Annotated in this window: 18 protein-coding genes; 12 read left to right on the top strand and 6 right to left on the bottom strand. The window is 56.3% G+C overall.

Features of this window, described 5'->3' with window-relative positions; genetic code table 11:
- Positions 1-59: 59 nt before the first annotated feature.
- Positions 60-779, bottom strand: coding sequence for a 3-keto-5-aminohexanoate cleavage protein (locus CDO73_RS23380; RefSeq protein ID WP_088490930.1), 720 nt, complete (start codon positions 777-779; stop codon positions 60-62).
- Positions 780-1,080: 301 nt separating this feature from the next.
- On the opposite strand from CDO73_RS23380, the gene CDO73_RS23375 reads away from it, so the two are divergent.
- The 5 genes from CDO73_RS23375 to CDO73_RS26890 all read left to right on the top strand — a co-directional run bounded on the left by CDO73_RS23375 (position 1,081) and on the right by CDO73_RS26890 (position 4,969).
- Positions 1,081-2,115, top strand: a complete 1,035-nt coding sequence (locus CDO73_RS23375; protein ID WP_179218817.1) for an HD-GYP domain-containing protein — start codon at positions 1,081-1,083, stop codon at positions 2,113-2,115.
- Between the two features lie 147 nt (positions 2,116-2,262).
- Positions 2,263-2,880 carry an NUDIX hydrolase gene (locus CDO73_RS23370; RefSeq protein WP_088490929.1) on the top strand — a complete coding sequence of 206 codons (618 nt, stop codon included), beginning with the start codon at positions 2,263-2,265 and terminating at the stop codon, positions 2,878-2,880.
- A gap of 257 nt (positions 2,881-3,137) precedes the next feature.
- Entirely contained in the window at positions 3,138-3,752 is a 615-nt protein-coding gene (locus CDO73_RS23365) for a histidine phosphatase family protein (protein ID WP_088490928.1), read from the top strand.
- 166 nt (positions 3,753-3,918) lie between these two features.
- Positions 3,919-4,698 (top strand): ABC transporter ATP-binding protein, encoded by a 780-nt coding sequence (locus tag CDO73_RS23360; protein ID WP_088490927.1) that lies wholly within the window; start codon positions 3,919-3,921, stop codon positions 4,696-4,698.
- Positions 4,699-4,810: 112 nt separating this feature from the next.
- Positions 4,811-4,969: a hypothetical protein gene (locus CDO73_RS26890; RefSeq protein ID WP_179218816.1), complete on the top strand. Its 159-nt coding sequence runs from the start codon at positions 4,811-4,813 to the stop codon at positions 4,967-4,969.
- Between the two features lie 103 nt (positions 4,970-5,072).
- Here CDO73_RS26890 and CDO73_RS23355 read toward each other — a convergent pair whose 3' ends face one another.
- Both CDO73_RS23355 and CDO73_RS23350 read right to left on the bottom strand, forming a co-directional pair.
- Entirely contained in the window at positions 5,073-6,389 is a 1,317-nt protein-coding gene (locus CDO73_RS23355; RefSeq protein WP_088490926.1) for a HAMP domain-containing sensor histidine kinase, read from the bottom strand.
- Entirely contained in the window at positions 6,382-7,092 is a 711-nt protein-coding gene (locus CDO73_RS23350) for a response regulator transcription factor (RefSeq protein WP_088490925.1), read from the bottom strand. Before CDO73_RS23350 ends, CDO73_RS23355 begins: the two co-directional genes overlap by 8 nt.
- A gap of 187 nt (positions 7,093-7,279) precedes the next feature.
- Here CDO73_RS23350 and CDO73_RS23345 point away from each other — a divergent pair, with 187 nt between their 5' ends.
- The 7 genes from CDO73_RS23345 (at position 7,280) to CDO73_RS23315 (ending at position 14,567) form a co-directional block, all read left to right on the top strand.
- Positions 7,280-9,865, top strand: a complete 2,586-nt coding sequence (locus CDO73_RS23345; protein WP_088490924.1) for an HlyD family efflux transporter periplasmic adaptor subunit — start codon at positions 7,280-7,282, stop codon at positions 9,863-9,865.
- Complete coding sequence (locus CDO73_RS23340) at positions 9,849-10,556, top strand: ABC transporter ATP-binding protein (protein WP_088490923.1); 708 nt, start codon at positions 9,849-9,851, stop codon at positions 10,554-10,556. Before CDO73_RS23345 ends, CDO73_RS23340 begins: the two co-directional genes overlap by 17 nt.
- Positions 10,549-11,802 carry an ABC transporter permease gene (locus tag CDO73_RS23335; RefSeq protein ID WP_088490922.1) on the top strand — a complete coding sequence of 418 codons (1,254 nt, stop codon included), beginning with the start codon at positions 10,549-10,551 and terminating at the stop codon, positions 11,800-11,802. The genes CDO73_RS23340 and CDO73_RS23335 overlap by 8 nt, the downstream gene beginning before the upstream one ends.
- 158 nt (positions 11,803-11,960) lie before the next feature.
- On the top strand, positions 11,961-12,434 hold the full coding sequence (locus CDO73_RS23330) for a GNAT family N-acetyltransferase (RefSeq protein ID WP_256972823.1): 474 nt from the start codon (positions 11,961-11,963) through the stop codon (positions 12,432-12,434).
- Positions 12,435-12,595: 161 nt separating this feature from the next.
- Positions 12,596-13,432 (top strand): aminoglycoside phosphotransferase family protein, encoded by an 837-nt coding sequence (locus CDO73_RS23325; RefSeq protein ID WP_179218815.1) that lies wholly within the window; start codon positions 12,596-12,598, stop codon positions 13,430-13,432.
- Positions 13,433-13,465: 33 nt separating this feature from the next.
- On the top strand, positions 13,466-13,936 hold the full coding sequence (locus CDO73_RS23320; RefSeq protein ID WP_088490920.1) for a GNAT family N-acetyltransferase: 471 nt from the start codon (positions 13,466-13,468) through the stop codon (positions 13,934-13,936).
- Between the two features lie 184 nt (positions 13,937-14,120).
- The gene (locus CDO73_RS23315) at positions 14,121-14,567 is read left to right on the top strand and encodes an Hsp20/alpha crystallin family protein (protein ID WP_088490919.1); all 447 of its coding nucleotides are present in this window, start codon (positions 14,121-14,123) and stop codon (positions 14,565-14,567) included.
- Between the two features lie 99 nt (positions 14,568-14,666).
- On the opposite strand, the gene CDO73_RS23310 is transcribed toward CDO73_RS23315, so the two are convergent.
- From CDO73_RS23310 to CDO73_RS23300, 3 genes are all read right to left on the bottom strand, one after another.
- Positions 14,667-15,752 carry a HAMP domain-containing sensor histidine kinase gene (locus CDO73_RS23310; protein WP_256972822.1) on the bottom strand — a complete coding sequence of 362 codons (1,086 nt, stop codon included), beginning with the start codon at positions 15,750-15,752 and terminating at the stop codon, positions 14,667-14,669.
- Positions 15,749-16,423: a response regulator transcription factor gene (locus tag CDO73_RS23305; RefSeq protein WP_088490918.1), complete on the bottom strand. Its 675-nt coding sequence runs from the start codon at positions 16,421-16,423 to the stop codon at positions 15,749-15,751. The genes CDO73_RS23310 and CDO73_RS23305 overlap by 4 nt, the downstream gene beginning before the upstream one ends.
- A gap of 63 nt (positions 16,424-16,486) precedes the next feature.
- The gene (locus tag CDO73_RS23300) at positions 16,487-18,031 is read right to left on the bottom strand and encodes an MDR family MFS transporter (protein WP_088490917.1); all 1,545 of its coding nucleotides are present in this window, start codon (positions 18,029-18,031) and stop codon (positions 16,487-16,489) included.
- Position 18,032 lies beyond the last annotated feature (1 nt).

The following is an 18,032-nucleotide window of genomic DNA, read 5'->3' as shown; positions in this document are numbered from 1 at the left end:
TACAGGCCCCGAGCCGATCCCGTAATCCGTCGAACGGACTGCGGGATTTTTTGGGCGCGTCAAAAGCGCGAAGCGATAATCTTGGCCGTCTCGATCAACTCGGCGTTATCCCGTGCCGTGACTCCGGAGAGCAGAATGCTTCCGTCTTCGAAACCGATGCGTCCGTCCAAACCCTGCAGCATAGCCTCGATATACATCGGCCACATGGTGGCTTCGCAGCCGTGCAGCAGAATCGGCAGGCGGCAATCGGCGCGCTTCAGTATGCTGCGGATCCGGCGGACTTCCGCCGATTCGCGTCCGGCATCCGGTTTTTCGATGCGGATCAGGATTCGGCGGCAGCTGTCGCATCCCGGCATGGCGACGAAACGTTCGGCATCCGCCTCGCTGCACAGTCCGGCTTCGACGCCAATGCCGCGCGACAAAGCGGCCGCGACCATCCATTCGGCATCGGGTTCATGGATGTTCACGGTGATGTAATCGGGCAGAACATGCCAAGAGCGAAGGCGCTGCATGCGGGCCGCGCTGTCCGGAAGAATCGGCCAAGCCGTCGAAATGCCGACCGGAATACGAGGAAGACGATCGCGCACGGCCGACAGCGTGCGGGCGACATCTTCGGGTTCGAGGCTTTCGGTCTCGCGATCGTTGCGTACGTGAATATGTAATTCCGCGGCTCCGGCAAGCACCGCTTTTTCCGCGTCGGCGGCAATCTCGTCCGGCGTGCAAGGAATGGCGGGGTGGTCGTTTCGGGTTCTTGAACCGTTCAGGCAGGCTTGAAGCATGCGTATCCTCCTCAAAACATTAAAGGATCAAATCAAGGATCAAATCGGGTATACTTCGGTTATCGGAACGGAAGCGCTCTTTTTTTAGAGTTTGGATATTTTTGGATAGACGATCCTTTAACCACATTTTTACATTTAAAATAAAAGCAAGATAGTAGAAAGGCCTTATTTTTCGCGTTTTTTGCCCGACTAAAGTCGTCTTTCCTGCCTGCCAGCTAATAAAAAGTCCGTTCCGACCGATACTTTTAATAGAAACTTTGCGAAAAGAAATACTGCACGCATATCCAGGGGGGGTAGTCCATTGCGAGTCCATATAACGGATATTGAACACGGCGATATGCTGAAAGAAGACGCGTTTAGCCAGGTCGGTCTCCATATTCTGCCTAAAGGTACGGTCATTCGGGGAGAAGAGGCCGACTTGCTCAAGCGCCATAAGGTCGAATACGTCGATATCGAATCCCGCGAAGAAAATTCGGAATCCGCGCCGGGCGTGCTCAGCGAAGCGATGCGCAGTCATATGGAACTTGCGATCCGCGGGTATCAGACCATCTTCCTCGAAGCGTTGACCAGCGGCAAGTTCGACGAGGTAACGGTCGATCTGCAGCTCGAACCGCTGCTTCGCACGGTGGACGAACATCGCGACGTCACTTCGCTGCTGCTGGTATTGGAGCGGGAAGACGTCAGCTTGTACAACCACTCCATGCAAGTCGGCATGCTCTCGTATTATATCGCGACCTGGCTCGGTTACTCGCGCGAGCAGTGTTATGCGATCAGCAAAGCCGGTTATCTGCACGACATCGGCAAAAGCAAGATCTCTCCGACGATCCGCAACCGGAGCGACTATTTGACGAATTACGATCTGCTGGAACTTCGCAAGCATGCGAAATTCGGCTACGATATCATTCGAGCCTCGATGGACGACGAGACGACCGCGCTGGTCGCTTGGCAGCATCACGAACGCGAAGACGGTTCCGGCTATCCGCAAGGATTAACCAAGCCGGATATTCATCCGTATTCCCAGATCGTTGCCGTCGCCAATACATATTTGAAACTCTCCGAGAGCCGCCGAGGCGAAGCGAAACGGCCGCTGCTCGACATTCTGCGCGAAGTGCACGAGTTGGGCTTCGGCAAACTGAACGAAAAAGCGGTTCAAGCGCTCGTTCAGCATCTGATGTCGAACCTCATCGGCAAAAACGTTCGGCTGAGCAGCGGGACTACGGGAACGATTATCCTTAACAACCCTTCGGATCTGTTCAAGCCGCTTGTTCGGGTCGGCGATCAATTCCATGATCTGTCGCGCGAACGGCAGCTGGCGATCGAAGAGATTTTCGTGTAAAAGGGAGAACTCTCCCAAAGAAGGGCTTTTCGGGAACGATCCGGAAAAGTCCTTTTGCCATTTGGAGAAAAAAAGAGGAATTGCCTGCCTGCGGGACGAAGTTAAAAAGCCTGTGCCTATACATAGGGAAAAGCAAGGAGGGAGAAGATGCAGCCGAAATGGTTGGAATGGGCCAAGCAGATTCAGGCGATCAGTCAAGCGGGATTGGAATATTCGCGAGACGCGTACGATTTGGAACGCTTCGAGATGCTTCGAACGCTCAGCGTGGAGATCATGAGCGAATACACGGGGGTCGATACGAAGCAGATTCGGGAACTGTTTGCGGGAGAGAGCGGATACGCGACGCCGAAAGTAGACGTGCGGGGCGTCATTTTTCGGGAAGAGCGAATCTTGTTGGTTCGGGAGCGTCTCGACGGAGCTTGGTCGCTGCCGGGAGGTTGGGCGGATATCGGGTTGTCGGCCAAAGAGAACGTCGTGAAGGAGATTCGCGAGGAAACGGGGTACGAAGCTTCGGCGGGCCGGCTGCTGGCGGTGCTCGACAAGAAATTCCACGAACATCCGGTATCGCCGTTCCATGTGTACAAATTCTTTTTCCGCTGCGAAATCACGGGCGGCGAAGCAGCGGAGACGATGGAGACGAGCGAAGTCGGATTTTTCGCCGAAAACGAACTTCCCCCGCTGTCGCAAGAACGCAATACCGATCGGCAGGTCCGCGAGATGTTCGAATATTTGCGCGATCCCGAACGGCCGGCTTGGCTGGATTGAAGCGCGACGGAAACCGGAACGCTCCAAAGGTCTGATCGGCCAAGCAAGCGGATATTCGGCTTTCCTATTATGTTCAATCATTGCCTGAAAAATTCATGATAGAATATGCCGATTGATTAAAACTGGAAAAAGGCCGAAAATAAGTTTAAGCAAGCGGTTCGGGGTCAGGCAAAAAGCCTGTATGCCCGCATGCCGGAAATCATAACGACCGAAAAATTTGCGTACACCTACTTAGCATACTGGGGGATGAAACGAACATGATCGAATTGTTGGTCGTACGGCACGGGGAATCTCAAGCCGATCTGGAAGATCGCCATGAAGGACGGGCGGATTTTGAATTGACTCCGTTGGGCGAACGACAAGCAGGACTTGCGGCGGCATGGATTGCCAAGCGGTACCGTCCGCACGAGATCGTAGCCAGTCCGCTTAAGCGCGCCGCGCGCACGGCGGAAGCGATCGCGCAGGAGTGCCGGCTTACGGTGGCTTACGACGCGGAATTGGCGGAATGGGACAACGGCCTGTTGGCCGGCATGAGACGCGAGGAAGCCCGGCTGCGTTATCCGCTGCCGATCGGAGGACGTCAGCCTCACGACACGTTCGCCGAGACGGAATCCGAGATTCAATTCCGTGCCCGCGCGGAAGCCTTTTTGTCCGCGCTGCTGTTCGCGCATCAGAACAAGCCGGATCTGCACCGCATCTGTCTGGTCACGCACGGCGGCATGATCAATATGTTGTTCCATAGTCTGCTCAATCTGCCGTTCCGAACGGAGACGTCGCTGGCCACGGGCGATACGGGCATTCATCTGTTCCGCATCGAAGGACCTCGCAGACGGATCGTGTTCATGAACGCCCAAGAGCATCTTCGGGGGTAACTCTTTTCGCCGAACGGGCGAAAGAAAACGAACCGCAATCCGCACGCCGTCCGACCGCCGAAAGGCGGTTTTTTGGCATGCGCCGTTTCGCGCCGCAATCTCCTTTTGCAATCGTCGGCGGCTTGCGCTAGGATGAAAAGACTGATGCTTTAAAGGGGGAAAGGATATGCCGAAAGCGATCGAATTGAAAGGCGTCTCCTGGAGACGCGGAGACAGTCTGATTCTTCAGGATATCGACTGGACCGTGGAAGAAGGACAGCATTGGGCCGTATTAGGCTTGAACGGCTCCGGCAAGAGCAGCATTCTGAACATCATCAGCGGGTACATGTGGCCGACGACCGGCGAAGTATCCGTGCTCGGGCATAAGTTCGGCACGATCGATTTGAGGGAACTTCGCAAATCGATCGGTTGGGTCAGTTCGTCGTTGCAAGAGAAGATCCGTCCCAACGAGCAGGCGTTGGAGATCGTGATCAGCGGACGGCACGCGTCGATCGGGCTGTACGCCGAGATCGAGCAGGCGGACCGGGAGAAGGCGCACGCTTTGATGAACGATCTGGGCTGTTCCCATCTGATCGGACGCACCTATCAGACCTGCTCGCAAGGCGAGAAGCAGAAGCTGTTGATCGCCCGCGCGCTGATGGCTTCGCCGAAGCTGCTCATTCTCGACGAAGCGAGCAACGGTCTGGACTTTATCTCGCGCGAAGCCTTGCTTCAGAGCATCGACGCGCTCGCCGTTCGTCCGGACGCGCCTACGCTGCTGCTGGTCACGCATCATACGGAAGAAGTTTCTCCGGTATTTTCCCATTCGCTGCTGATTCGCCGCGGCCGGATCTTCGCTCAAGGCGAATCGAAAAAGATCTTGAACGACGAGAAGCTGAGCGAATTCTTCGAAATGCCCGTCGGCGTGGATTGGCGCGGAGGGCGGGCTTGGCTGTCCGTTCGTTGAAAAGGACGGCAGCTTAAGCTGCGGATTCCGGCCGGCCCTGTTTCCTTCTCCTCCATTCGGGTAATGATACGTTGTCGCAAGATGATCAGAACTTATCGAGGAGGAATGCAGCATGGCAGACGCTAACCAAGATCCGAATCAACAAAGCGCGGGCGAAGATACATTGATGGAGAAGAACCGCAAAGAGCAGGGCGCAAACGTCGAACCGCAAGCCGACGAATGGACGGCCAAGCCGTCTCCCAAAGCTTCCGGCGACGAAGAAGACAAGTAATTAGCAAACCGTAAAAAACTCCGGCCGACGACGTCGCGAACCGACCGACCGGCAGGATGCGAACGAAACCGACCGCCCGCATGGGCGCGTCGGTTTTTTGGCGTCAATTCGGCGCTGCGGCGTCCAATTCGATTCGGACTCTATAACGTCCGTCGATCGCTTCGGCGCTGAAGGTTCCTCCGTGAGCTTGGATGATTTTTTCGCATACCTTGATTCCGATCCCCGTACTCTCCGCGGAGTCGGCTTGGGGGGCGATACGGTTCTCGATCAGCAAATGCAGCTTATTTTCCGACCGCTCGCAGCGGATCGTCGCCGGCTCGGATTTGTCCGCGTATTTCAGCATGTTGGAGAATAGATTGTCGAACACCCGCTGCATGGACATGGCATGGACGTGCAGCGCGAATTCCGTTTCGCAAGGCACCCATTCGACCTCCAATCCTTCGTCGATCAACAGAGGCGCATGCGTGCCGATCAACTGATCGAGCAGCGGGATTCCGTCGTAGCTTTCGAATTCGAGCGGTTCGCCGGAGTGATGGGACATCAGGAAATATTCGAAGAGTTGGTCGGACAGATGTTTGATGCGATACGCGTTGTCTTTGCTGTTGGCGATATATTTGAACAACTGCTCTTCCGTTCGGTATTTGCGATATTGAATGATGTCCAGATAGCCGATCAAGGCTGTAAGAGGCGTTCGCAGATCATGGGACATCGCCGTCACCAATTCGTGGTTGGCGTTCCGGGCTTCTTCTTCGCTGGCCAGACGTTCGATGAACGATTTTCTCATCTCGTTGATGCTTTGCGCCAGCGAAGCGAGTTCGTCTTTGCCTTTGATCGTGATCGGATATTCCAAGTTGCCGCCTTCCAGAATCTTGATCTCGTTCTCGAGCACCTCGATATAAGACGTCTTCACGTTGATGAACAGCAGCATGAGCAGCAGGAAGAATCCGAGCGACACGGCCAAGCAGGCGAAGGTCACGAGCGTATAGTATTGATATTCCGAAAAAGACTCCAAATAAACCTGCGCGTCGGCGTCGGCGAAAGCGATCTTGCGCAGCGATTCGTCGGGCACGAACGGCTGCGAGTCTTTGCCTTCGGCCTGCGCGTAATAGCCGTCGGAAGAATAGACCAATTTTCGGTCCCGATAGACGTATAAAGCGACGTATTTCTTTTTCTCGACCCAGTCCGTCAAGCTTTGCGTATCGTCCGTCTCCAAATGCCGTTCCTGCACGTAATCGGCGAACTGCTTGACGGTCTTGGCGTTCTGGTTCGCGATAAACGAAGAACGGTCGAAGTAGCGGTTGAGCAGATCGTTGCCGAACGTTTGCAGCGCGAAGAACAAGCCGACGGAGAGAACGGCCGTCAGCGCGAGCGCGAGGATCAGTTTGACTTTCAACTTCAGGCGGAACAACGACTTAATCAATCCGATACCCCTTTCCCCATACCGTTTTGATCAGCTTCGGTTCCTGAGGGTTCGCTTCGGTCTTTTTTCTCAGATTGCGGATATGCACCATGACGGTGTTGTTGCAGCTGTAGAAGTAAGGCTCTTCCCAGACGCTTTCGTACAAATTTTGGGCAGAAAAGATTTTGCGAGGGTTTTGCGCCATCAGCAGCAGAATTTTATATTCGATCTCGGTCAATACGATCTCCCGCCCGCCGATGCCGACTTCGCGGGAGACGGTATCGAGCGTCAGATCGCCGATCTGAATCCGCGTGTCGGGCGTCTCCGCTTTTTCTTTGCCCCGGTATACGTAATATCTGCGCAGCAGCGCCTTCACGCGATAGACCAGCTCCGTATAAGAGAAAGGCTTGGACATGTAATCGTCGCTTCCCGCGGAAAAAGCCATATATTTATCCGAATCCTGCGTCTTGGCGGTCAAAAACAAGATCGGGGCGCTGGTCGACTGCCGAATCTCCATACAGGCTTTGAAGCCCGATTTGACCGGCATCATGATATCCAAAATAACGAGATCGATTCGTTCGAGGTATTCGGCGACCTGACGGACCGCTTCTTCGCCGTCGGCCGCTTCCAAAACGCGATAATTTTCGCTTTCCAGCAGAATGCGGACGATCTCCCGGATTTCGTCGTTATCGTCGGCGATTAAAATGGTTTTCGGATCGTTCATGATCGTTCCCCCGTAAGCTGAAAAATAGGCTTCCCGCTGCCCTTGCTTCTTATTCTACATGGTTTCCCGCATCCCGCTGAATCCCGCTTAAGAATTTTTAAGAATTGGCGCAGGCCGTTCTTAAGATTGCCGCGATAGGCTTCGGAGACGGATTCGATAACCGAACTAGAGAGGATAAGGCGACGGAATGAATAGAACGAAAAAAAGGTTTGGACGAAAATGGGTCATCGGCTTGATTGTGCTGGTCGCCGCCGGCGGATGGTGGGGCGGTTCCGCCATGCTGAAAAGCCGAGCAGCCGAAGGGCAGGCGCTGCAAAATTTGCAGACCGTGCCGTTGGCCAAAGGCGAATTGACGAAGTCTTTGCTGTTGTCCGGCACGATTCGCAGCCAGAACAGCCGCAGCGTATACGCGCCTTCTTCGCTCAAGCTGACCGAGGTTCTGGTGAAAGAAGGCGACACGGTCAAAGCCGGTCAGAAGCTGGCGACGCTGGCGAGCGGCGATCTGGAATTGGACGTCAAATCGGCAGAATTGAACTTGGCCAATTCCAAAGAAGCGCTGAAAAGCGCGGGTACGGATAAACAGAACGCGATCAAGACGGCGAAAGCGAGCGTCGATTCGGCCGCGCTCGAAGTCGAAACGGCGCGGCGTCAATACGACGAGGCCAAAGCGCAGGTCGAGAAAAATCCGGGCGCCGCGGTGCTGTCGGCGCAGGCGGATCTCAAAACCGCGGAGCGGCAGTTGGCGATCAGCCGCGGTCAGGCCGAAGGCAAAGCGGGAAGCTCCGTTCTGTCGGCCCGCAAAGAAGTCGAGATCGCGCAGCGTCAATACGATCTGCTGAAGAAGCAGGCCGAACAGCAGTCCGGCAGCTCGCTGGTTTCCGCGAAAAAAGAGTTGGAAGTCGCGCAGCGCCAGTACGATACGCTGAAGAATCAAGCGCAAGGCACGCCGGGCAATGCCGTCTTGTCCGCGAGAAAAGAGCTGGAGATCGCGCAGCGCGCTTACGATCAACTGACGGCTCAAGGGGATTATGCGCCGGCCGTGCAATCCGCGAGAAAAGAGCTTGAAATCGCGCAGCGGGCTTATCAAGATTCGCAGCAGCCGGCCGAGAACACCGCGGCGGTCAAAGCGGCCCGTTCCGACTTGAACGCGGCGATCAACCGCTATACGCAGCTGCAAAAAGGCAAACCGCTGAACGAACAAGCGGCGTTGAACCGTTATAACAGCGCGATCGATTCGCTGAATCAGGCGCAGACCGCCTCGGCGGCGCGCGTCAATCAAGCGACGAACGAATTCCAGAATGCGGATCGGGCTTACCGAACCGCTTTGCAGCAGTACGAAGCGAGCAAAACGACGGAAGATCCGCAAGGCGATCCCGCGCTCAAAACGGCGGCCGACCAAGCGGCATCCGCGCTTCAAGACAAACAAGCCGCTCTGCTGACGGCGACTCAAGCGCAGGCCGAAAGCGTAAAAGCGGCCCAAGATTCCGTAAGCAGTTCCAACTTCGATTACCGGCAGGCCGTGGAAGGTTCGGCCGACGCGTTGGAGCAGGCCCGGCTTGCCGCAGAACGCGCGCAGATGAGTTACGACGCGGCGGTCAAGAATGCGGCGGATACCAAAACGAATGCCAAAGATACGTTGGAGAAAGCGACGCAGGCCTATAACGGTGCGGTCGCGAGTACCAATGAAGCCCGAGTCAACGCCGCGGACGCGCTGGATAAAAGCAAACAGGCGTATGAAGCGGCGCTCGGCGGAGCGGCCGATTCTTTGGTCGTCGCTCAAGATACGCTGGAGAAAGCTCGGCAGGCTTACGACAATGCGGCGGGCAGCGCCAAAGACGCGTTGGTCGCCGCTCAGGATACGTTGGATAAAGCCAAACAAGCCTACGAGACTGCCGGAAGCAGCGCCAAAGAAGCGTATGCCGCTTCGCAGGAATCGCTCGAGAAATTGAAGATCGGCTACGAGAGCGCGCTCAAGAATCAGAGCGAAGCTTTCGCTGCGGCGGCTTCCGCGCTCAAACGGGCGGAGAACGGTTACGAAACCGCGCAGTTGAATAGGCAGATCGCGGAATCGAAAACGGAAGAAGCGGCGCAGCTCGCGATTCAATTGCAGGAAGTCAGTCTGGAGAAACTGCGCAAACAGTTGGCGGATACCGTCATCAAAGCGCCGATCTCCGGCACGGTGACGTTCAAGAACGCCGTTGTCGATCAGTTTGCCAACGGTTTGATGTTCACCGTGGAAGACACCGGCAAATTGACCGTGTCGGCCGTCGTGAGCGAATCGGATATCGGTTCGTTGAAGGTCGGACAAAAGGCGTTCGTCAAAACCGAAAGCACGGGCGAAGAAGAGCTCGGCGCCGAACTCGTGCATATCGGAGCTTCGGCCGTCAAAAGCGCTGCCGGCGAAACCGCCGCCAACACGAGCGTGCAGTTCGCGGCCGACGTGAATCTTCTTCAAGCCGATCCGCGTATCCGCATCGGGATGAACGCCCGCATGACCGTCGTGCTGGAAAGCAAACCGAACGTGCTGTCCGTGCCGCTGGACGCGATCGCGACCGGAGCGGCGGGCGAGGAGATCGTCTATGTTCTCGCGAACGATAAATTGCGGGAAGTCCCGGTGAAGACCGGCATGCAGAACGACGTGATGATCGAGATCGAAGCCTCCGGCTTGTCCGACGAAGCGACGATCGTCTCGTACGCGCAGGAGGCTTCGGATCTGCTGCAAGCTTCGCCGGAGCTGAAAGAGGAGGCCGTATCCGATGATCCAGATGCGTAACGTATTCAAACGTTACTTCGCGGACACGCCCAACGAGATTACCGTATTGAACGGAATCGATCTATCGATCGGAAGCGGCGAATTCGTGGCGATCGTCGGTCAATCGGGTTCCGGCAAATCGACGCTGATGAATATCATCGGCGCGCTCGACCAACCGACGAGCGGGGAATACGAGCTGGGCGGCACGCCGATTCAGCAGATGAATCGGGACGACTTGGCCGAGATCCGCAATCGCAAGATCGGTTTCGTGTTCCAATCCTTTAATCTCATTCCGCGTAACAGCGCGCTCAAGAACGTCGAGCTGCCGATGGTCTACGCGGGAACGAAAGCCTCGGAACGATCCCGGCGGGCCAAGCGGCTGCTGGAGATGATGGAGATGGACGAACGGATGAATCATTTTCCGAGCGAGCTGTCCGGAGGCCAGAAGCAGCGGGTCGCGATCGCCCGGGCGTTGGCCAACGATCCCGATATTCTGCTCGCCGACGAACCGACGGGAGCTTTGGATTCGAAGACCGGCAATCTGGTCATGGAGATCTTCCTGCGCATCCACCGGGAAGAACGGAAAACGATTCTGTTCATCACCCACTCTTCGGAACTGGCGGAACTTTGCCCGCGCGTCGTGACCATAAAAGACGGACAGATCGTTTCCGACAAAGCGGGAACGAATTCGGGAGGACGGCTTCATGGTTGAGAATCTGCGGCTGTCGCTCGAGAGTCTTCGCGCCAACAAGATGCGTTCTTTTCTCACCATGCTGGGGATCATTATCGGCATCTCGTCCGTGATCGCGGTCATTTCGGTAGGCAACGCGATGACGGCTTCCGTCAACAACCAGTTCGCGGAATTCGGCATCAATAACGTGTCGCTCGGCGTTCAGATGCGGGCGAACGAATCCGGCGGATTCGATATGACGGTCACGAAGACGCCTAAAGACACCGATCGCATATCGAACGAACAGATCGAGACGATGCGTCAGCGTTTTCCGGAGATCGAGACGCTCGCGTTGTCCGAAGACGCCGGCCGGGGCAAAGCCAAGATCGGGCGCAAGTACAGCAATGTGTCTTTGACCGGAGTCAATACGGGATACGCCAAAGCCAATAAAGTCAAAATGGCATTGGGGCGTTACATCAGCGACGCGGACGTTCGGTCGGCGCGAAGCGTCGTCGTGGTGTCGGACCGTACCGCCGCGGCATTGTACGGTTCGAACGAATCCGCGCTCGGACAGAACATCAGCGTGTACACCGACAAAGCGATCAAGCAGTTCGCGATTATCGGCATCTACAAATACACGCAATCTTCCGCGATGGGCGTTGCCGCTTCCGACCGGGATTTGGAGACGAGCGGCTATATTCCCGTCAGCAGCGCCAAAAAGGATTCGCCGTACAAAAACTTCACTTCGCTGACCGTGATCCCCAAGCAGGGAACGGAGCTGAACGATTTTACGAATCGGATCTCGGCTTACCTGAACAAACTCTACGAGCGCAACAAAGAATGGGAAGCTTACGCTTACAATATGAAAAGCGAGCTGGAATCGACCAATTCGATGATGAAGACGCTGTCGATGGCGATCGCCGCGATCGCGGGCATCGCGCTGATCGTCGGCGGGATCGGCGTCATGAATATCATGCTGGTGTCCGTAACCGAACGCACGCACGAGATCGGCGTGCGCAAAGCGCTCGGCGCCAAAGACGCCCATATCCGCATGCAGTTCGTGGCGGAAGCGGTAGCGCTGTCGGCGACCGGAGGCGTGATCGGCATCGTGCTCGGCGTGGGGCTGGGGATGATCGGAGCCCGCATCGTGGGCGCGCCTTTCGAGTTATCGGCCTACGTCGTATCGGGTACGGTGTTGTTCTCCATGTTTATCGGCGTATTCTTCGGCTACTACCCGGCGAACAAAGCGGCGAGACTGAATCCGATCGACGCGCTGCGTTACGAATAAACCCGGTTTGGCGCTCCATCCGAATCCTTTTTGCCTAATAAACGGAATTTTAGTAGAATGAAGAATGCTGATGATTCGGGAGCGATCTGCGGGATTCAACAGCTGCCAAGCACGCCGCGAGCGGCAGGCTATTTCACCCATAGACAGGAGCAGATACGATGAGCGAACTGATTATTCGTACGGCCGGATCCGGCGACATCGAACAGTTGGCGGATATGCGTTACGATTACGCGCTTGAGGATCATCCGGAAACGAGCGTAACGGACGAACAGAAACGCGATTATATCGACGAGATGCACGAATTTCTGGAAGAAGCGATCGGTTCGGAACATTGGGTCGTCTGGGTAGCGGAATACGGCGACGAGATCGTCGGTCACGCCTATCTGGAGATGGTCCGCAAAGTTCCGCGTCCGGGACGCGTCACCAAACCTTTTATTTACATGACCAATGTATATACCCGGCCGCAGCATCGCGGGCTGGGGATCGGCAGCCGTCTGGCGCAGGTCATCGAACAATGGGCGCGCGAGTTGGATCACGAGTTTATCATGGTCTGGCCGAAGCAGCCGAACGAAGCTTTTTACACCAAAAACGGATATACCGCCTGTTCCGTTCCGATGGAGATCCGACTGTAACGGCCGGAAGGTCCGAAAAAAAGCAAGCGCGCGGTCATGTCCGCGCGCTTTTTTTGGCGTTAGGATAAAACGGAAAGGAGGCGGATGCTATTCATACACGACTATCGGCAGCGTTTTCCCGCGAAGCGGAGCAGGCGGCAGCGCGTTACGCGATCGGCGTCTTGGCGTCCGAGCATCGAACGGCAAGCGGAACCTCGTCGGAAGCGAAGATTCTGGAGACGGATCGGGGACGCTACGTGCTTCGCCGATTATCGGGCACAGCGCAGGCTCGTCGCGAATACCGAATATCCGAAGCGCTGCAAGGGCAGGACGTTTGTCCGGAGATTCTGAGGACTCGAGGCGGCGAAAGGTGGTTCGAAATCGAAGAAATTTGTTATAACGTGCAGCGTTTTATCGAACCCGCAGCCGGAGGAGCGGAAGTCGCGGATCATGCCGAATTGGGAAGCGTCGCGGGCAAGCTGCACGCCGGATTGCGAAGCGAAACGACGGACGGACAGCCTGATCGATTCGATTTGGAGCGGAAATGGCAGGCGTTCTTGAGCAGCGGAACGAAGCCGATCTTGCAAGACCCGCTGATCCTTCGGCTGGAAGAACAGGTGCAGCTTTGCTTGTCGGAGCGCGAAGAACTTACGGATCGAACCTGCATACACGGCGATCTCGGCAAATGGAACCTGATTTTCGGCAGTCGGGGCGTGCGGATCATCGATTTCGGCGAAGCGCGTCTCGGCGACCGGCATTTCGATCTGGCCGCGCTGCTGACTTCGACGACGGATGCCTTAGAAGACCGCGCGGTTCAATATCTCTCGGCTTACATAGAAGGTTACTCGCGTTATGCGGACGGCTTCGACGCTTCGGCGCTGGCGCGTCACATACGTTCGTGGAACGTGCGCGGCGCGGTAGCGCTGTTGGAACATACGGGGATCAACGAACGCAGCGCCCGGTACGCGGCTCGGATGCTTGAGCAATCCGAGAGCTGGGCGCAACGGCTGCGCTTCTGAACGAAACGAAGAAGGAAAAGAGGGATACGCACGATGAGCGAAAGTAACGGAAATCTGTCCGAAATTCATATTCGAACCCGAGAAGAAGGAGACCTGCCGCAAATTCGCGAGCTGCTGGCTCAGCTCGGCTATCCGGCGAAAGACGGGGAATTGGCGGAGCGGCTGAACAAGCTGGGCGAACATGCGGATTATCGGGTAAAGGTAGCGGAGCGGTCCGGCCGGCTGCTGGGCATGATCGCGCTGCATCGGGAGATGCCGCTGCTGCGCGCCGAGCCCGAAGTGCAGGTGATGGCGCTGGTCGTATCCGAAGACAGCCGCGGAAGCGGCGTCGGTCGGCTGCTGCTGCGAAAAGCCGAAGAATGGGCACGGGAAATAGACGCGTTCTGCGTGCGGTTGAACAGCGGAAATCGGGAAGAACGAATGGCGGCGCATCGTTTTTACCTTCGTCAGGGATATACGGCCGGATCGACCGGTTTCTTTTTGAAGATCGAAGATCAAAAATGATCAAAAAGGGAAGAAAAAGGCTTATAACGCCGCATAATCCCGGATAAAGCCGTTTATTTGCCCGAAAAAGCCCCAGATCGGTTTTGTCAGCCGCGCCCGCGAAATTTATAATGAAAGCGTAAGGTCAATAAAGGTCAAACAAACTTCGATTCATTGGCTAATCTTTTCGAGAGGAGAATGAGAGATGTTTGAACAAGGTCCTTTTGGCAGACACGCGGAAGAAATGTTCAATCAGTTGGCGAAGACGTTCGGAGACACGTTCGGCGAAGATTTCGCGGCTCCGTTCCGCGAGCGCTCGATGTCGTTCCGGACCGATATTCACGAGCATGACGGACATTACCTGCTGGAAGCGGAACTTCCGGGCTTCCGCAAAGAAGACATCGACGTCGATTATACCGCTCCTTATCTGACCATCCGGGCGGTTCGCCGCGAAGAGAAACGCGAAGAAGCAGACACGCGGCGCTCCGTGCGAAGCGAACGCCGTTACGGGGAGTTCATCCGCCGCTTCTACATGGAAGACGCCGATCGCGAAGGCATTCGCGCTTCGCTCAAAGACGGTTTGCTGAAGCTGGATATTCCGAAAAAAGAAACCCCGTCGGGCAAACGCATTCTGATCGAAGGCGAAGATTGATCCGAAACGGTCTAACAACAAAAAGCCGATCTTCCCGAAGGAAGTCGGCTCATCGAACGGATCAAGCCTGCGGCTTCGCGACGAAGCCGCAGGCTTTTGTTATTCGACAGCGGGCGAGACGGGCAGTTCCACCCGGAAGCGGGCTCCTCCTCCGGCAGCGGCGCCTGCCGAGACCGTGCCTCCGTGCAGTTCGACCGCTTTTTTGACGATGGATAATCCCAATCCGCTGCCGCCGGCGGCGCGGGAACGCGATTTGTCGCCTTTGTAGAAACGTTCGAAAATGCGCGGAAGGTCTTCGTCCGCGATGCCCGGGCCCGAATCGGTGACCGTGACGACGACGCCCTTCCCTTCTCGGATCAATCCGACATGCAGACTGCCGCCTTCGGGCGTGAACTTGATCGCGTTCTGGATCAGATTGCTCCAGACCTGATTGAGCAGGTCTTCGTCGGCTTCGAGCTTGACCGGCTCCAGATCCAATTCCAAATCGAGCCGTTTGTCCAGCCATTGCGGTTCGCAGGCCAATACCAGATGACGGATCTGCGCGTCCAGACGATAACTTCGGCGATCGAACGGATAATGTTCCGATTCCAGCGAAGTCAGCTTGAGCAGGTTATCGCTTAATCGCGACAACCGGATGCTCTCGATCTCGATAATCGACAAATAATGCCGGCGCTCTTCGGGAGTCAATTGTTCGTTCTGAAGCGCGGCGGCGAATCCGCGCAGAGAAGTAAACGGCGATTGGATCTCGTGCGAGACATTGGAGATGAATTCCTGACGAAGCAGTTCCATCTGCTGCAAATTGCGGGCCATATCGTTCAGATGTTCCACGAGTTTGCCGAATTCGCCGTCGTATCTTTTGTCTTCGTCCAACAAGACTTCGAAGTCTCCCCGGCCGATCCTGCGCATCGCGTCGTTCACTTCCCGCCATACGCCGCCCGGGTCTTTGCCCAGCAAGAGCATGAGCGGCCGGAGCAGCAGCAAGAACAGGAACAATACCAGTACCATGACCGCCAAGACCAGCATCTCGCGGCCGTAATTCGGCCAGTCGATCCGGTAAGGCGGGTCCAGAGCTTCGACGATCAAATAAGAGACCGATCCGCTGCCGAAGAACAGCATCGCGACGCCGATCAGGCGCTTGGCGAACAAACCGGCCCGGCTGCGCGGCTTACGCGTTCTTCCGCTCATCGAACACTCTCCAATCGGTAACCGAGACCTCGTACGGTGCTGATCCGCAGTCCGGCCTGCCATTCGTCGAACCGTTCGCGAAGCCGATTGACGTGCACGTCCAGCGTGCGCTCGTTGCCTTCGTAATCGTAACCCCAGACTTTCTCGATCAGATGGTCCCGGGTGAGCGTGCGTCCCATATTGCCTGCCAGCAGAAACAGAAGCTCGTATTCTTTGGGAGGCAGGTTTACGGGGCGGCCGTGGACGAGAGCGCCGAAATTCCTTTTATCCATAAAAAGTTCGGCGGCGGTCACCTGCTGCGAAGAAGCGATCTGATACCTTTTGAGCAGCGCCTTCACCCGAACTTCGAGTTCCGCGGGTTCGAAAGGCTTGACCAAATAATCGTCGGTGCCCAGCTCGAAGCCTTTGACTTTGTCGCCCGTTTCTCCTTTGGCGGTCAAGATCAGCAGCGGGATATCGTGATCGCGGCGCAGTTCCCGGCATAAAGCCCAACCGTCCATTTCGGGCATCATGATATCGAGAATGACCATGTCGGCCGGATCTTCGTTCATCAAGCGAAGCGCTTGAAGCCCGTCTGCCGCCGTTCGGACTTGAAGTCCCTGCTGCTGCAGGATCAGACGGACCAGCTCCGCGATATGAGGATCGTCGTCCGCTACAATCACTTTAGCCATTGCGCTCAACTCCTTATTGCCTTGTTCTTTCGATCGCCGCGCGACTCGTATGGGTAAGCCGGATCATTCGGTTCGCGACGCCGCCGCCGATTCCTGCTTCGGGCTCTTGCCCAGCACGCCGGGACTGAGGAACCAGCATAGCACATAGGCGACGATCGCGAAACCGAGTCCGATCGCGAACAGTTGATCGAACGAGGAGGCGATGATCCCGCGGATGTGTTCCAGCGCGGAAGACGACAAGCTTTCCGGCAGGGCGCCCGCGATGACGCTCTCTTCGCTGCCGGCGGGAAGCTGCCCGGCTATCGCATGAATCCCGTCCCGGATATGCTTGGCCAGCAGGCTGCCGAAAACGCTCAATCCGATCGTCGCCCCGATCGATTGAAACAATTGCACGCTGCTGACCGCTACGCCGCCGTACGCCGGATCGACCGATTCCTGAATGATCAGATTGTCGGAGCCGAACAAGATGCCCATGCCTACGCCCATCACGAAGAACGCGATCAAGACGTATAAGAGCGGTAAGGCCGGAGTGAGCTGCATCAGCATGACGAGTCCGATCAGCGGAAGGAACATGAATACGACAAACAATTTTCGATAAGCGACCTTGGTGATCAGGAAGCTGTTCAGCATGCTGGAAGGGATCGCGCCCGCCATCGCGGCCATCATCAGATAGCCCGAAGCGGTCGGGGTAAGGCCCATGACGTGCTGCGCGAAATAAGGGAAAGAAGCGAACGAACCCATAAGCGCCAGCATAAGCGTCATCACGATCAACGACAACGTCACGAAATTCCGGTTGCGGAACAAAGACAGCGGGATGATCGGTTCGGCCGCGCGGCGTTCCGCTTGAACGAACAGCGCGGCGAATACGGCGGAAAGCACCAGCATGCCGACGATCAGCGGAGAAGACCAAGATAACTTGAGATTATCGATCATGACCGGAGCCAACAGCAGGGACAGCAGAGAGGCGACCAGCATGGCCGCGCCGAGCCAGTCGATCGAACGATTGCTTTCTTCGCTGCGCGATTCCCGCATGCTGAAGAACAGAATGACCGCAGCGAGCAGGCCGAGCGGAATGTTGATGAAGAATACCCAATGCCAATTCAGATGCCCGACGAAATAGCCGCCCACGACCGGACCTACCAATTGCGGAAGAATCATCAGCGGTCCGATCAGGCCTTGGATCTTCGCCCGCTGCTCCAGAGGGAACGATTCGCCGATGATGACCAGCGCCAGCGGCATCAAGCCGCCCGCGCCGATCCCTTGCACGCAGCGTCCTGCGAGCAGCATGCCCATCGAAGGCGAAATGCCGCACATGAGCGATCCGGCGATAAACAATCCCATACTGGTCAAATAGATGCGTTTGCGTCCGTACAAATCGGCCAATTTGCCCAAGATCGGCATGAATACGGTCACGGCCAGCATGTAGATGCCGGCTACCCAGCCGTAGAAAGAAAGACCGTGCAGATCGCGCACGATTGTCGGCATAGCGGTAGACACGACGGTTTCGTCCAATTCGGAGAAGATCAAGCCGATAATCAGACCGATCAGCACAAGCACTCGGCTTCCCGTTTGCAGCGCCGGACGGGCTGCGGTGATGCCGTTGTTCATA

It is taken from the genome of Saccharibacillus sp. O23 (assembly GCF_002205895.1).
Lineage (GTDB): Bacteria > Bacillota > Bacilli > Paenibacillales > Paenibacillaceae > Saccharibacillus.
Note: the sequence above shows the minus strand (reverse complement) of the source record. Positions and strands in the feature narration are given on the sequence as shown.

What these genes read in the sequence shown, in the direction of transcription:
- CDO73_RS23370 (WP_088490929.1), top strand. Translation starts at nt 2,263, where the DNA reads ATGCAGCCGAAATGGTTGGAATGGGCCAAGCAGATTCAGGCGATCAGT.
- CDO73_RS23315 (WP_088490919.1), top strand. Translation starts at nt 14,121, where the DNA reads ATGTTTGAACAAGGTCCTTTTGGCAGACACGCGGAAGAAATGTTCAAT.
- CDO73_RS23345 (WP_088490924.1), top strand. Translation starts at nt 7,280, where the DNA reads ATGAATAGAACGAAAAAAAGGTTTGGACGAAAATGGGTCATCGGCTTG.
- CDO73_RS23360 (WP_088490927.1), top strand. Translation starts at nt 3,919, where the DNA reads ATGCCGAAAGCGATCGAATTGAAAGGCGTCTCCTGGAGACGCGGAGAC.
- CDO73_RS23365 (WP_088490928.1), top strand. Translation starts at nt 3,138, where the DNA reads ATGATCGAATTGTTGGTCGTACGGCACGGGGAATCTCAAGCCGATCTG.
- CDO73_RS23335 (WP_088490922.1), top strand. Translation starts at nt 10,549, where the DNA reads ATGGTTGAGAATCTGCGGCTGTCGCTCGAGAGTCTTCGCGCCAACAAG.
- CDO73_RS23330 (WP_256972823.1), top strand. Translation starts at nt 11,961, where the DNA reads ATGAGCGAACTGATTATTCGTACGGCCGGATCCGGCGACATCGAACAG.
- CDO73_RS23305 (WP_088490918.1), bottom strand. Translation starts at nt 16,423, where the DNA reads ATGGCTAAAGTGATTGTAGCGGACGACGATCCTCATATCGCGGAGCTG.
- CDO73_RS23340 (WP_088490923.1), top strand. Translation starts at nt 9,849, where the DNA reads ATGATCCAGATGCGTAACGTATTCAAACGTTACTTCGCGGACACGCCC.
- CDO73_RS23380 (WP_088490930.1), bottom strand. Translation starts at nt 779, where the DNA reads ATGCTTCAAGCCTGCCTGAACGGTTCAAGAACCCGAAACGACCACCCC.
- CDO73_RS26890 (WP_179218816.1), top strand. Translation starts at nt 4,811, where the DNA reads ATGGCAGACGCTAACCAAGATCCGAATCAACAAAGCGCGGGCGAAGAT.
- CDO73_RS23320 (WP_088490920.1), top strand. Translation starts at nt 13,466, where the DNA reads ATGAGCGAAAGTAACGGAAATCTGTCCGAAATTCATATTCGAACCCGA.
- CDO73_RS23350 (WP_088490925.1), bottom strand. Translation starts at nt 7,092, where the DNA reads ATGAACGATCCGAAAACCATTTTAATCGCCGACGATAACGACGAAATC.
- CDO73_RS23300 (WP_088490917.1), bottom strand. Translation starts at nt 18,031, where the DNA reads ATGAACAACGGCATCACCGCAGCCCGTCCGGCGCTGCAAACGGGAAGC.
- CDO73_RS23310 (WP_256972822.1), bottom strand. Translation starts at nt 15,752, where the DNA reads ATGAGCGGAAGAACGCGTAAGCCGCGCAGCCGGGCCGGTTTGTTCGCC.